Origin of the sequence: uncultured Sphingosinicella sp. (assembly GCF_963974575.1) — a bacterium.
Taxonomy (GTDB): domain Bacteria; phylum Pseudomonadota; class Alphaproteobacteria; order Sphingomonadales; family Sphingomonadaceae; genus Sphingosinicella.
The window spans coordinates 158,427-172,216 of sequence record NZ_CAXBBQ010000006.1; the positions used below are offsets into that span (position 1 = coordinate 158,427).

Sequence of the window (13,790 nt, forward strand, 5' to 3'; positions counted from 1 at the left end):
GATGAACGACAACACCGTCTCCGATACGCTCTACTTCACGCTCGACGAGCACAATGTCGCGCGCGTCACGCTCAATCGTCCCGAACGCCACAATGCCTTCAACGCCGAGCTGATCGGCGCGCTCAAGGAAACCTTCGACAGCATCGCACAGATGGATGGCGTGCGCGCCGTGGTGCTTGCGGGCGAAGGCAAGAGCTTCTCGGCGGGGGCCGACCTTGAATATATGCGCGCTGCCGGAAGCTGGAGCGAAGCAGAGAACATTGCCGACGGGCAGCGGCTTTCGGACATGCTCGCGAGCATCGCCGCCTGCCCCGTGCCCGTGATCGCCATCGCCAAGGGCAATATCTTCGGCGGCGGCGTCGGGCTCATTGCGTGCGCGGACATGGTCGTCGGCATAGACGGCGTGAAGTTCCGCCTTTCCGAAGTGCGCCTCGGCCTCACGCCAGCGACGATCTCTCCGTTCGTGATCGCCGCCATCGGCGCGCGGCAGGCGAAGCGCTGGTTCACCACCGCCGAGCTGTTCGGCCTTCCCGAAGCGCGCGAGATGGGGCTGGTGCATGTCGGTGTTGCCGATCTTCACGACGCAGACGCGCAGGTGGATGCCTGGGTGGATGCCATCCTCGAAGCCGCGCCGGGCGCCGTGATCGACGCCAAGGCTCTCGTGACCGATTTCGCTGGGCGCGAGATCACTGACGATCTCCGCACCGACAGCGCCCGCCGCATTGCCGCACGGCGCGCGACCGAGGAAGCCGCCGAGGGCCTGACCGCCTTTCTTGAGAAACGCCGGCCATATTGGATGAAGACCGATGCGTAAGCTGCTGATTGCCAACCGGGGCGAGATCGCCCGCCGCATCATCCGCACCGCGCACCGGATGGGCATCGAAACTGTTGCCGTCTATTCGGAAGCGGATGCGGATGCGCCGCACGTGCACGAGGCAGGACAGGCCGTGCTGATCGGCCCGGCGCCGGCCTCGGAATCGTACCTGCTCGTCGACCGCATCCTCGATGCCGCCGCGCGGACGAACGCGGACGCGGTCCACCCGGGCTATGGCTTTCTTTCGGAGAACGCGAAGTTCGCACTCGCGGTGCGCGACGCGGGTCTGACATTCGTCGGCCCGCCGGTGAAGGCCATCGACGCGATGGGCCTGAAGGACACCGCCAAGAAGCTGATGAAGACCGCCGGCGTGCCCGTCACACCCGGCTATCAGGGCGACGACCAGAGCCTCGCGCGCCTCGAAGCCGCTTCGAAGGCAGTCGGCTACCCACTGCTTATCAAGGCGGTGGCGGGCGGCGGCGGCAAGGGGATGCGGCGGGTCGATGATCCGTCCGAGTTCGCCGACGCGCTCATTGCGGCGAAGCGCGAAGGCGAAAAGTCCTTCGGCAACGACGGCGTGATGATCGAGAAACTGATCCTCCGACCCCGCCACGTCGAGGTGCAGGTGTTCGCGGACCGGCATGGCAATGCCGTCCACCTGTTCGAGCGCGATTGCTCGCTGCAGCGGCGCCACCAGAAGGTGATCGAGGAGGCTCCCGCCCCCGGCCTTTCGGCATCGCTCAGGAAGGCGCTCGGCGCCGCCGCCGTGAAGGCCGCGACCGCGATCGGCTATGAAGGTGCGGGAACGATCGAATTCATCCTTGATTGCGATGATGTCGACACCACCGGCGATCCGAAGTTCTACTTCATGGAGATGAACACCCGGCTGCAAGTCGAGCACCCGGTGACTGAGTTCATCACCGGCACCGATCTGGTCGAGTGGCAGATCCGCGTCGCGCGCGGTGAGAAGCTGCCGATGAAGCAGGATGAGCTTCGGATCGAGGGGCACGCGGTCGAGGCACGGCTCTATGCCGAAGATCCCGAGAGCGGCTTCCTGCCCTCCACCGGACGCCTGCGGCAGCTCGTGTTCCCCGAAGGCCGCCCCGGCGTGCGCATCGACAGCGGCGTTGTCGAGGGCGGCGAGATCAGCATCCACTACGACCCGATGATCGCCAAGGTGATCGCGCACGGCGCCGACCGGCAGAGCGCCATCGACCGGCTGGTCGGCGCGCTCGACGCCACTATTGTGGAAGGCGTGCGCACCAACCGCGCGTTCCTCGCGCGGCTCGTCGATCATGCCTCGTTTCGCGACGGTGACGTCGATACCGGCTTCATCGCGCGCCATGCCGAAAGCCTGAAACCGCCCACCGATATCCCGGACCGCGTGCTGGCGCTCGCCGCGCTCACGCGCGTTGGCGGCTATAATCCGCCAAGCGCACAGACGATGTTCGAGCGCGCAGGCGCCTGGCGCATGAACCTGCCGAGCCGCCGCCACGTCGACCTGTTCCCCGAAGGTGCCGAGAAGCGTGCGCTGAGCCTGACACCCGAAGGCGCGGCGTACCGCATCGACGGCCTCGATGAGCCCGTCATCGGCGCACTGTTTTGGACGGGGCCGCAAAGCGTGGAAGCCGACCTCGGCGGTGAACTCGTGCGCGCAACCATCGTGGAACGCGACGGCAGCTTCGAACTGCGTATCGGCGGCCGCGTGTTCGTCATCGGAACCTCGGCGCCCGATGCCGAAGCGGCCGAAGGCGGCAGCGGGCATATCACCGCGCCGATGCCGGGCCGCGTGCTCGCCGTGTTCGTGAAGCCGGGAGACAAGGTTGAAGCCGGCGCGCGCCTGCTCGTGCTGGAAGCGATGAAAATGGAAAACCGCATGACCGCGCCGGTTTCGGGCACGGTCGCGAAGGTGGGCGTGGCGGAGGGCGACCAGGTCGCCGAAGGCACGCTGCTGGTTGAAATCGAAAGCGAGGACCAATGAGCCTGTCCCTTATGAACTTCGCCCACGGCGAAACCATCGACATGCTGCGAGAGAGCGTGCGCGCGTTCGCGCAGGACAAGATCGCGCCGCGCGCCGCCGCCATCGACGCCGAGAACAAGTTTCCGCGCGACCTCTGGCCTGAGCTTGGTGCGCTCGGCCTCCACGGCATCACCGTGTCGGAGGAGGACGGCGGCGCTGGGCTCGGCTACCTCGCGCACGTGGTGGCGATGGAAGAGATCAGCCGCGCGTCGGCATCCGTGGGCCTCAGCTACGGCGCGCACTCCAACCTCTGCATCAATCAGCTGCAGCGCTGGGGCACGGCCGAGCAAAAGGCGAAGTACCTGCCCAAGCTCATCTCGGGCGAGCATGTCGGCAGCCTTGCCATGTCCGAGCCGGGATCGGGCTCCGACGTCGTGTCGATGCGCCTGAAGGCCGAGCGCAGGAACGACTGCTATGTGCTCAACGGCAACAAGATGTGGATCACCAACGGGCCGGAAGCTGACACGCTGATCGTCTACGCCAAGACCGACATGGACGCGGGCCCGCGCGGCATCACGGCGTTCCTCATCGAGCGCGGCTTCAAGGGTTTCTCGACCGCGCAGAAGCTGGACAAGCTGGGGATGCGCGGTTCGGACACGTGCGAGCTGGTGTTTGAAGACTGCGAAGTGCCTTACGAGAATGTGCTTGGGCAGGAGGGCAAGGGCGTGAACGTCCTCATGTCCGGCCTCGACTATGAGCGCGTCGTGCTCTCGGGCGGCCCGCTCGGGATCATGGCGGCGTGCATGGACGTGACCGTGCCTTATGTTCACGAACGCAAGCAGTTCGGCCAGCCGATCGGCACCTTCCAGCTGATGCAGGGCAAGATCGCCGACATGTACGTGACGTTCTCCACTGCGCGGTCCTACGTCTATGCGGTCGCGCAGGCGTGCGACCGGGGCGAGACGACGCGCAAGGACGCGGCGGGCTGCATCCTCTATTCCGCCGAGAAGGCGACATGGATGGCGCTCGAAGCACTTCAGGCGCTTGGCGGCAACGGCTATATCAACGAATATCCGACCGGACGCCTGCTGCGCGACGCTAAGCTCTATGAGATCGGCGCGGGCACGAGCGAAATCCGCCGCTACCTCATCGGCCGCGAGCTGTTCGAGGAAACCGCCTGACCTGAAAGGACCGCCGATGCGCCGACTGCTGCCGTTTCTCCTGATGATGATCGCGGCACCGGCGCTGGCGGAGATGCCCGAAGAACGGCTTACGGCGGCGGGACATAGCCTGCCGCCCGCGCCGAAGCCCGCAGCGACTTATGTGACGTCGGTGGAAACCGGGAACCTGCTGTTCCTCTCCGGCCATATCGACTGCATCGGTGGCGGCAAGCGCGGCAAGGTGGGCGCCGACGTCACGCTTGACGAGGGCAAAGCCGAAGCGCAGCGCGTCGGCCTCTGTATGCTCGCGACGATCAAGGACGCGCTCGGCGGCGACCTGTCGCGCGTGAAGCGCTTCGTGCGCATTCTCGGTATGGTCAACAGCGCGCCCGACTTCACGCAGCAGCCGCAAGTCATCAACGGCTTTTCGGAGCTGATGACAACGGCGTTCGGCGACGCGGGGCTCGCCGCGCGCTCAGCCGTGGGCGTCGCCTCGCTCCCGGCGAGCTATGCGGTCGAGATCGAGGCCACGATCGAAATCGCGCGCTGATGCGCATCCTGGGCGCCGTGCTCGCAGGCGGTGAAAGCCGCCGCTTCGGCAGCGACAAGGCCGAGGCGCTGCTCGATGGCAAGCGCCTGATTGACCACGCCGCCGCCAGCATCGCGCCTTTCTGCGAAATCGTGGTGATCGTGGGCCGCCCGGGCGGCGTGCCGGACCACCCTGCCCCCGGCCTCGGTCCGCTTGGCGGGCTGTGCGGCGCGCTTGCTTATGGCGCCGAACATGGCTTCGATGCCGTGCTGACGACGGCGTGCGATGTGCCGGACCTGCCCGAAGCGCTGCTGTCGGCGCTTGTAGTGTCAACGCCCGCCGCGGCCGAAAGCGTGCCGGTCGTCGGCGTGTGGCCAACGACGCTCGCGGCCCGGCTTGCCGCCTATCTGGAGAGCGGATCGCCGCGCGCGATGCGGGCGTGGTGCGAGGCGGTCGATGCGGAGATGCTGGCGTGGCCGGATCCGATCCGGAACATCAACTGGCCAGATGATCTACGCTGAGGGCGGGTCCGCGATCATGGCGGTGAAGCTGCATTCCGCCGCCACCTTGCCGCCGACAATGCTGGCGACGCCGTTGAACTTGCAGACCCTCGAACGGCGCTGCACGAACTCGACGTCGAGGTTCAGCAGGCAGCCCGGCTCGACCGGCTGACGGAACTTGGCGTTTTCGATTGCCATGAAATAGACGAGCTTGCCGAGCGCCTCGTCGCCGAGTGACTTCATAGCGAGCACGCCCGCGGTCTGCGCGAGCGCCTCGACGATCAGCACGCCCGGCATGATCGGACGCTGTGGGAAGTGGCCCTGGAAGAACGGTTCGTTGATCGTTACCGCCTTGATGCCGCGCGCCCGCTCATTCGGCACGAAATCGACCACGCGGTCGACGAGCAGCATGGGATAGCGGTGCGGGAGCAGTGCCATCACTGCTCCCACCTCAAGCGCGTCGAAGGCTTCGCCCCCTGACAAGATGCGCGCCGCTTACTTCTTGGGCGCAGCGGCCGGAGCGGCCGGCGGGTTCACGTTGACGCGCGGCAGCGCTGCGTTGAGGCGCGTCATCACCTCGTTCGTGACATCAAGCGACTGCGCGGTGGCGAGCGTCACGTCGCGGTCGAGCGCAAGGCTCGCGCCCTTTTCGCGCATCACGGCGGTGATGATGGGGTTCACGGCTTCCAGGATCTGCTGGCGCACGTACTGCACGGAGCGGGCGTAATCCTGTTCCTTGCCGCGCACTTCGTTCTCGGCGGTCACCTGGCGCTGCTGAAGCTCCTTGGCCTTCGCCTGGAACGCTTCCTTCGCCATCGAAGGCTGCGCCTTCTGCAGGTTCTCGTACTCGCCGCGGAACTGGTCGCCGAGCGTCTTCGCGCGCGCCTGAACGCTTTCGAACTTCGCCTTCAGCTGCGGCTCAGCGCTCCTCGAAGCGGCGGATTCAGCGGCGATGCGGCCCATGTCGACGACGACGATCGGCGGCGCAGCCTGTGCAAGCGCAACGCTCGGAAGCGCCGTGAACGCGAGAGCGCCGGCAATGGCGACGCGGGTAAGCATTTTCATCAGAATTGGGTCCCTACGTTGAATTGGAACAGTTTGGTGTCATCCCCCTCCTGCTTGACGAGCGCTTTCGCGATGTCAATGCGGAACGGGCCAAATGGAGAGTTCCAGTTGATACCGAAGCCGACGGCGACGCGCGGTTTCCATGTGTCGCCCAGGTAGAACTCCTTGAAACCCGGTACGTAATCGGTTTCACCGGTGCTAGAATTTACGCCATTCGCAATCTGGCGGATATCCTGCAAGTCTGTAGACGGATTGAAATCCGTATTCCAGAGCGCGCCAACATCAACGAACACCGACGGACGCAGACCCATCTCGGCAGCGCCTGCGCTCAGGGGAATCTGGACCTCGGCACGTACCTGATAATAGGTCTCGCCGCCGATCGAGTCATCCTGCCTCTGGTTGCTCTCGTTGCTGAGAATATAATCCAACGGATCGCTCGAGTTCGTCGGGTTCGTGTAGCGCTGGCGGATCACGCGCGGGCCGATGCCGCGGATGTCGAAGCCGCGCATACGCGGTTCGCCAAGGAAGAAGCGGTCGGTTAGGCGGATGTTGTCGCCGCCCCAGCCGAAGATGTAGCCCGCTTCGAGCCCGAGGTTCAGGATGAAGCCGCTGCCGAACAGGCGCCAGTATTTGTCGGCGTTGAGGCGCGAACGCACGTATTGCACGCTGCCGCCGACGCCCGCGATATCCTGGCTGATCATGAAGCGGTGGCCTGCGCTCGGCCGGATCGCATTGTTGCGCGTATCGTAAGCGATCGAGTAGCCGAGCGACGAGGTCGTACGCTTGCCGACCGCATCGCAGAGGAAGCGTCCTGCGAGCAGCGGGTCGCAGACGCCGTTCGTGTAGAAGGTACGCTCGTCGAGCGACACGTCGTCGTAGCTGAGCCCGTAGCGGAACGACGCCGACCAGAACTCTGTGATCGGGAAGCCCGTGCGGATCTGGAAACCGGTCGTCGACTGTTCGTAGGTGGTATCGCGGTCGCCGTTTCCAAGGAAGCGGAAGCTGTTGTAGTCGCGGCGGAAGATGTCGCCGCCAAGCGCGAGGTTGCGTCCGAACAGGTAGGGCTCCGTAAAGCCCAGCTCTACCGACTGCGAATATTTGGACCAGTTGACCGAGGCGCGCAGCTCCTGGCCCATGCCGCGGAAGTTGCGCTGCCGGATCGACAGGTTGACGAGGAAGTTCTCGAGGCTCGAATAGCCCGCTGAGACCTGAAGCTCGCCGGTCGCCTGCTCCTGCAGGTTGGTTTCCAGGATGACCTTGTCCGGCCCCGAGCCCTGCTTCTGCTGGATTTCGAGGTTTTCCTGGAAATAGCCGAGGCTCTGGATACGGTCGCGCGAACGCTTGACGCGGAAGCTGTTGAACGCGTCGCCTTCCGCGAGGCGGAACTCGCGGCGGATCACATGATCCTTTGTGATCGTGTTGCCGTTGATCTCGACCCGCTCCACGTAAACGCGCGGCGTTTCGTTGATGACGAACGTCACCCCCATCTCGCGCTTTTCCTTGTCGCGATTGAAGCGGGGGTTGATGTCGGCAAACGCGTAGCCGAGGAGGCCGACCGATTCCGACAGGCTCGTCACCGTGTCCTCGATCTGCTTGGCATTGTACCAATCGCCCTGCTTCATCGGAAGCATGCGCTTGAAGTTCTCTTCCTTGATGTCGCGAATCTGGCTTTCGAGATCGACTTCGCCGAACTTGTAGCGCTCGCCTTCATCCACCACGTAGGTGATGATGAAATCCTTGCGGTCCGGCGTCAGCTCGGCGACCGACGAAACCACGCGGAAATCCGCATAACCTTCGGTCAGATAGAACTGGCGCAGCTTCTGCTGGTCATAGGCCGAGCGATCAGGATCGTAGGTGTCGTTCGATGTGAAGAACTTGTACCACTTGGCCTCCTTGGTGGCCATTTCGCCGCGCAGGTCGCCGTCCGAGAACTTGGTGTTGCCGACGATGTTGATCCGGCGGACCTTGGACTTCGGCCCCTCCTCGATCTCGAACACCACGTCGACGCGGTTCTGGTCGAGCTGGACAATCTTCGGCTCCACCGCGGCCGCGAAACGGCCCTGACGGCGATAAAGCTCAAGGATGCGCGCGACGTCGGCGCGCGCCTTGGAACGCGTGAAGATCTGGCGCGGCGCGAGCTTGATCTCGTCCTTGAACTTCTCGTCCTTCACGCGCTTGTTGCCTTCAAGCACGATGCGGTTGACGACGGGGTTCTCGCGCACGTCAACGATCAGCTCGCCCTGACGGTCGCGGATTGTCACGTCGGCGAACAGTTCGGTCGCGTAAAGGTCCTTCAGCGCGCGGTCGAGTCGGTTGCGGTCGTAGCTGTCGCCCGCTGACAGGCCCACATACGAGCGCACGGTTTCCGGCTCCAGACGCTCCGCGCCGCGGATCGTGATCGAACGCACGACACTCTCTTGCTCGGCAACAGCCGTGGGCGCAGGCGCCGCCGAAGGCGCGGCGTCCGCAGGCTGCGTGTCCTGCGCCAGCGCGGGCTGCGACAGGCCGAGCGCGCTGCCGAGGAGCAGCGCGGAGACCCAGTTACGATGCATGGTGGCCGGCATCAGCGTCTGTTGGCCCACAGGTTCCCCACTCTCGTTCAAATCTTATGGCCGCATCTCAGCCGATTAGCCCGGCGACATGCTTGAACACGCCAAAAGATGCAAGGTCGTTCCAGGTTACGATCAGCATGAAGGAGATGAGAAGTGCAAAGCCGGTCATGAAAGCCCACTCCTGCACCCGTGGCGGAATCGGTTTCCGGCGCACGGCCTCCGCTGCGTAAATCGCAAGGTGCCCCCCATCCAGCATCGGGATGGGAAGCAGGTTTATGAAACCAAGGTTGATCGAGACGAGCGCCATCAGGTTCACGAAGGCCTCTATGCCCATGGTGCCTGCCTGCCCCGAGACCTCGGCGATCTTGAGCGGCCCGCCGAGCTCCTTCATCGAGCGCCGGCCGGTGACGATCTGCACGAGGCCCTCCACCATCATGCCGGTGGTGTCGAACACCGCCTCGGTGCCGTACCACAGCGATTCCACGGGGCCGCGCTCAATAACGCCGCGCTCCTGACCGATGAGGCCGATGCGGGGGATCGTGAAGGTCTTGCCGAAGCGGTCCTTCTCCTCGATGAGGTGGGGCGTCAACACGATGTTGCGCACCGCGCCGGCGCGCTCGAAATCGACCGAAACCGGCGTGCCGGGATTGATCATCACGATGCCGATGATGTCCTCGAACCGCTCGATCGCCTTGCCGTCCACCTTGAGGATACGGTCGCCGGGCGCGAGCCCTGCCCTGTCTGCTGCCGAACCCGTCACGATGTTTGAAACCACCGGCGAGGTGTAGCTCTGGCCGTAGATGGCGATGAACGTTGCGAAGATCAGGATCGCCGCCGCGAAGTTCACGAACGGCCCCGCCGCGACGATGATCGCGCGCTGCCAGAACGGCTTGAAAGCGAACAGGAACGGCTTTTCGGCCGGATCAACGCGCGCAGCCTCCTGCGGCATACTCGCGGCGTTGGCGTCGCCGGTGAACTTCACATAGCCGCCGAGCGGCAGCCAGCCGACCTTCCAGCGCTCGCCGCGCCGGTTCGTCCAGCCGAAGATCTCGCGGCCGAAGCCGATCGAGAAGCTGTCCACCGCCGTGTTGAACATGCGCCCGGCGAGGTAATGGCCCATCTCGTGGATGAACACGAGCGGGCTGATCATCGCCACGAACATCAGGATCGTGAACAGGATTCCCGGGGACGGCAGGATTTCCATCAGTGTGCGCGACCTCTTATGTTCATCTCGCCGACGCGCCGCGCCTCGCTGTCGCAGACCAGCACATCATCGAGTGATTCGACGGCGTGACCGCCAACGGCTTCCATCGTTTGCTCCACAATCGCGGCAATATCGAGGAAGCCGATTCGCCCCCCCAAAAATGCCGCGACCGCCACTTCATTGGCGGCGTTTAACACTGTGGGAGATGAACCGCCGCTGACAAGCGCCTCGCGGGCGAGGCGCAGCGCGGGAAAACGTGCGGGATCGGGCGCTTCGAAATCGAGCCGAGCGACCTGCGCCAGATCGAGCCGCGCGCACGGCGTTGCCATCCGGTCCGGCCAGGAAAGCGCATAAGCGATGGGAATCCGCATATCGGGCGACCCGAGCTGCGCGAGCATCGAGCCATCCACATACTCGACAAAGCTGTGAACCACCGATTGTGGGTGCACGATGACGTCCAGCTGCCTCTCCTCCACGGGGAACAGGTGATACGCTTCAATAAGCTCCAATCCCTTGTTCATCAGCGTGGCGGAATCGACGGAAATCTTCGCGCCCATCGACCACACCGGGTGCGCGACGGCCTGCGACGGCGTCATAGCGGCCATTTCAGAGAGACTGCGCGAACGGAACGGGCCGCCGCTCGCCGTCAGAATGATGCGCGCGACGCGTTCGGGGTTCTCGAAGTCGAACACCTGGTGGATAGCGTTGTGCTCGGAATCGACGGGCAGAAGATGCGCGCCGCTCAGCTTTGCGCGCGCATTCACCAGTTCGCCTGCGCAAACGAGCGTCTCCTTGTTGGCGAACGCCACGCGCGCGCCCCGCTCCACTGCACGGAGCGTGGGCGGGAGACCCGCCGCACCCACGATCGCGGCCATCACGATGTCGCTCGGCACGTCGGCGGCATCGCTCAGCGCCTGCGCGCCCGCCGCCGTTTCAATGCCTGTTCCTGCGAGCGCGTCCTTGAGATCGGCATACGCGCTATCGTCCGCGACAACCGCCATGCGAGCACCGAGGCGACGCGCCTGCGCCGCAAGGCTGCGAACGTCGCGGTTGGCGGTCAGCACATCGACGGACCAGCGCTCGGGCTCGCGCGCCACAAGGTCGATCGTCGAGCTGCCGACTGAGCCGGTGGCGCCGAAGATGCTGATCGTGCGCGCGGTCATCGCATAAGGCCGATCGCGACGGCAACGAGCACGCTCACCGGCACCACGCCGTCCAGCCTGTCCATCATGCCGCCGTGCCCGGGGAGGATATTGCCGGAATCCTTCACACCCGCGCGGCGTTTGAGGTGGCTTTCGAAAAAGTCCCCCACCTGCGCCGCAACGGCAAGCACCGCGCCGAGCGCTACCGCGAACATGGGTTCGAGCGCGAGACCGAACTGGCGGGAAAGCAGCCACGCGGTCAGCGCCGCTGCAACCATGCCGCCGCCGAGCCCGGCCCACGTCTTCGAGGGGCTGATGCGCGGGGCGATCTTGGGCCCGCCGATGGTGCGGCCAGAAAAATAGGCGGCGATGTCGGTGGCCCAGACGATCGCCAGCGTCCAGATCACGAGCTGAGCGCCAAGCGGCTCCGCGCGCAGCCAGACGAGGGCGATCCCAGGAAACGCCGCATAGATCAGGCCCCAAGCGGCGAGGCGGGCGAGGAAGAAAAGGCTCGCCGTGGTTATGCCAACCAGAACCAGCGCGTAGGCGAGGTAGCCAAGGTGCGTGAACAGCACAGCCCCGGCGAGTGCAAACATGCCTGCCAGCCGAGCCGTGCGGCCGACGTGGTGCATCGCGCACCATTCGCCGTAGATGAGCAGGACGACGACGGCGACGAGCAGCGCGAAGGCGATGCCGCCAAACCACACGGCGCCGAGCGCAAGCGCGATAAGCGCGATACCGACAAGGATGCGCGGCAAGAGGTCGCCGTAGCGCGACCCCGGCTTCATGGCAGGCTCAGAGCCCGCCATAACGCCGTTCGCGCACGCCGAACGCTTCGACGGCACGGCGCAGCGACTCGCCGTCGAAGTCTGGCCAGTATTGCTCGGTGAACACCAGTTCCGCGTAAGCCGCCTGCCACATCAGGAAGTTCGAGAGGCGCTGCTCGCCAGACGTGCGGATCACGAGGTCGAGCTGCGGGAGTTCAGCGGTATCGAGGCGGGCCGTTATGTCCGCAGGCGTCACGTCATCCGGCGCCATGCGTCCGGCGGCGACGTCGCGGGCGATGCTGCGCACGGCGCGCGTGATCTCGTCCTGCGAGCCGTAGTTGAGTGCGATCACGAGGCGTAGCTTGCGATTGCCCGCCGTTCGCGTCTTCGCGCCTTCAAGCAGCGCGAGAATATCCGGGGACAAGCGGCTGTAATCACCGATGAAGCTGAGCCGAACGCCGTTCCGGTCCAGCTCTGCGATCTCGCTCAGCAGATACTGCTTGAGCAGACCCATCAGATAGCCGACCTCGTCCTCCGGACGCTTCCAGTTCTCCGAGGAGAAGGCGTAGAGCGTCAGCACCTCGACACCGAGATCGGGCGCCGCCTCGACGACCTTGCGTACCGCTTCGACGCCGGACTTGTGCCCGGCGATGCGCGGCAGGCGGCGCGCCTTTGCCCAGCGGCCGTTGCCGTCCATAATGATGCCGACATGGCGCGGCCCGGCGGACTCCTGCCCGCTGCCTGCAAGCGCGGCTGGCGGAACGGCAGGCGACGTCACTGGCCGAGGATTTCCTTTTCCTTGGCGGCGCAGATGCTGTCCACATCGGCGATCGCCTTGTCGGTCAGCTTCTGGACTTCGGTTTCGAGGCGCTTTTCCTCGTCCTTGCCGATCTCGCCCTTCTTTTCAGAGGCCTTCAGCGCGTCCATGCCGTCGCGGCGGACGTTGCGGACGGCGATCTTCGCCTTCTCGCCGTACTGCGAGGCGAGCTTGGCGAGTTCCTTACGGCGCTCCTCGGTGAGGTCAGGGATCGGCAGGCGCAGCGTCTGCCCATCGACGATCGGGTTGAGCCCGAGCCCGGCAGCGCGGATCGCCTTTTCGACCGGCTGCACATTGCTGCGGTCCCACACCTGCACGGCGAGCATTCGTGCCTCGGGCGCCGTCACCGTCGCGACCTGATTGAGCGGCATGTGTGCGCCGTAAACCTCGACATTCACCGGATCGAGCAGCGACGTGGAGGCGCGGCCCGTGCGCAGGCCGCCGAGATCGTGCTTCAGCGCGTCGAGCGCGCCTGCCATGCGGCGTTCGATATCAGCCTTGTTATAGCTCATGCTCAGTCCCCTCGGGTCTATTGGTTGCGCACGATCGTGGAGACGCCTTCGCCCGCAAGAACCCGCGCAAGGTTGCCGTGTTCCCGGATATTGAAGACGACGATCGGAATGGCGTTCTCGCGACAGATCGCGACGGCGGACGCGTCCATCACCTTGAGATTGTCGGCGAGCACCTTGTCGTAGCTGAGCGACTCATAGCGCGTCGCGCTGTTGTCCTTCTTCGGATCGGCGTTGTAGACGCCGTCGACGCTGGTGCCCTTGAACAGTGCGTCGCACTGCATTTCCGCCGCACGCAGCGCAGCGGCGGTATCGGTGGTGAAATAAGGGTTTCCGGTGCCCGCCGCGAAAATGACGATCCGGCCCTTTTCCATGTGCCGCACAGCGCGGCGGCGGATGTAGGGCTCGCAGACACTCGCCATCGGGATTGCGGACTGGACGCGCGTATCGACGCCCATGCGTTCGAGGCTGTTCTGCACCGCGAGCGCGTTCATCACGGTCGCGAGCATCCCCATGTAGTCGGCGCTCGCACGGTCGAAGCCCTGCTCCGCCGCTGCGAGGCCGCGGAAGATGTTGCCGCCGCCGACGACGAGGCAAAGCTCGAAGCCCGCTTCCTTGGCGATGCGGACTTCATCGGCGACGCGGTTGACGGTGACGGTATCGATGCCGAACGTCTGGTCGCCCATAAGCGCCTCGCCCGACAGTTTCAGAAGAATGCGCTTGAACGGCTTCGATGACATACGTTTTGTCGCGCCTCCCGATACGCGGGGC

The 13,790-nt window shown here is 65.0% G+C and carries 14 protein-coding genes; 5 read left to right on the forward strand and 9 right to left on the reverse strand.

Annotated elements, in window-relative coordinates; all coding sequences use genetic code 11:
• The first annotated feature begins 1 nt into the window (after position 1).
• From AAC014_RS12615 to AAC014_RS12635, 5 genes are read left to right on the forward strand one after another with little or no spacing between them, the layout of a single operon-like run.
• On the forward strand, positions 2 to 814 hold the full coding sequence (locus AAC014_RS12615; RefSeq protein ID WP_339709015.1) for an enoyl-CoA hydratase-related protein: 813 nt from the start codon (positions 2 to 4) through the stop codon (positions 812 to 814).
• The gene (locus tag AAC014_RS12620; RefSeq protein WP_339709017.1) at positions 807 to 2,795 is read left to right on the forward strand and encodes an acetyl/propionyl/methylcrotonyl-CoA carboxylase subunit alpha; all 1,989 of its coding nucleotides are present in this window, start codon (positions 807 to 809) and stop codon (positions 2,793 to 2,795) included. Before AAC014_RS12615 ends, AAC014_RS12620 begins: the two co-directional genes overlap by 8 nt.
• Positions 2,792 to 3,955 (forward strand): isovaleryl-CoA dehydrogenase, encoded by a 1,164-nt coding sequence (locus AAC014_RS12625; protein WP_339709019.1) that lies wholly within the window; start codon positions 2,792 to 2,794, stop codon positions 3,953 to 3,955. The genes AAC014_RS12620 and AAC014_RS12625 overlap by 4 nt, the downstream gene beginning before the upstream one ends.
• A gap of 16 nt (positions 3,956 to 3,971) precedes the next feature.
• On the forward strand, positions 3,972 to 4,484 hold the full coding sequence (locus tag AAC014_RS12630) for a RidA family protein (protein ID WP_339709021.1): 513 nt from the start codon (positions 3,972 to 3,974) through the stop codon (positions 4,482 to 4,484).
• Positions 4,484 to 4,984 carry a molybdenum cofactor guanylyltransferase gene (locus tag AAC014_RS12635; protein WP_339709023.1) on the forward strand — a complete coding sequence of 167 codons (501 nt, stop codon included), beginning with the start codon at positions 4,484 to 4,486 and terminating at the stop codon, positions 4,982 to 4,984. The genes AAC014_RS12630 and AAC014_RS12635 overlap by 1 nt, the downstream gene beginning before the upstream one ends.
• On the opposite strand, the gene fabZ is transcribed toward AAC014_RS12635, so the two are convergent.
• From fabZ to pyrH, 9 genes are read right to left on the reverse strand one after another with little or no spacing between them, the layout of a single operon-like run.
• A complete protein-coding gene (fabZ, locus tag AAC014_RS12640; RefSeq protein WP_339709025.1) occupies positions 4,976 to 5,446 on the reverse strand; it encodes a 3-hydroxyacyl-ACP dehydratase FabZ in 471 nt (156 codons plus the stop codon). The genes AAC014_RS12635 and fabZ overlap by 9 nt on opposite strands.
• Before the next feature lie 12 nt (positions 5,447 to 5,458).
• Positions 5,459 to 6,028 (reverse strand): OmpH family outer membrane protein, encoded by a 570-nt coding sequence (locus AAC014_RS12645; protein WP_339709027.1) that lies wholly within the window; start codon positions 6,026 to 6,028, stop codon positions 5,459 to 5,461.
• Positions 6,028 to 8,592: an outer membrane protein assembly factor BamA gene (bamA, locus tag AAC014_RS12650; protein WP_339709029.1), complete on the reverse strand. Its 2,565-nt coding sequence runs from the start codon at positions 8,590 to 8,592 to the stop codon at positions 6,028 to 6,030. Before bamA ends, AAC014_RS12645 begins: the two co-directional genes overlap by 1 nt.
• A gap of 55 nt (positions 8,593 to 8,647) precedes the next feature.
• A complete protein-coding gene (rseP, locus tag AAC014_RS12655; protein WP_339709031.1) occupies positions 8,648 to 9,784 on the reverse strand; it encodes an RIP metalloprotease RseP in 1,137 nt (378 codons plus the stop codon).
• Positions 9,784 to 10,947, reverse strand: coding sequence for a 1-deoxy-D-xylulose-5-phosphate reductoisomerase (dxr, locus tag AAC014_RS12660; RefSeq protein WP_339709033.1), 1,164 nt, complete (start codon positions 10,945 to 10,947; stop codon positions 9,784 to 9,786). Before dxr ends, rseP begins: the two co-directional genes overlap by 1 nt.
• A complete protein-coding gene (locus tag AAC014_RS12665) occupies positions 10,944 to 11,714 on the reverse strand; it encodes a phosphatidate cytidylyltransferase (protein WP_339709035.1) in 771 nt (256 codons plus the stop codon). The genes dxr and AAC014_RS12665 overlap by 4 nt, the downstream gene beginning before the upstream one ends.
• A gap of 7 nt (positions 11,715 to 11,721) precedes the next feature.
• Entirely contained in the window at positions 11,722 to 12,471 is a 750-nt protein-coding gene (locus AAC014_RS12670) for an isoprenyl transferase (RefSeq protein WP_339709037.1), read from the reverse strand.
• Positions 12,468 to 13,022: a ribosome recycling factor gene (gene frr, locus AAC014_RS12675; protein WP_293777452.1), complete on the reverse strand. Its 555-nt coding sequence runs from the start codon at positions 13,020 to 13,022 to the stop codon at positions 12,468 to 12,470. Before frr ends, AAC014_RS12670 begins: the two co-directional genes overlap by 4 nt.
• Positions 13,023 to 13,039: 17 nt before the next feature.
• The gene (pyrH, locus tag AAC014_RS12680; protein ID WP_339709040.1) at positions 13,040 to 13,759 is read right to left on the reverse strand and encodes a UMP kinase; all 720 of its coding nucleotides are present in this window, start codon (positions 13,757 to 13,759) and stop codon (positions 13,040 to 13,042) included.
• Positions 13,760 to 13,790 lie beyond the last annotated feature (31 nt).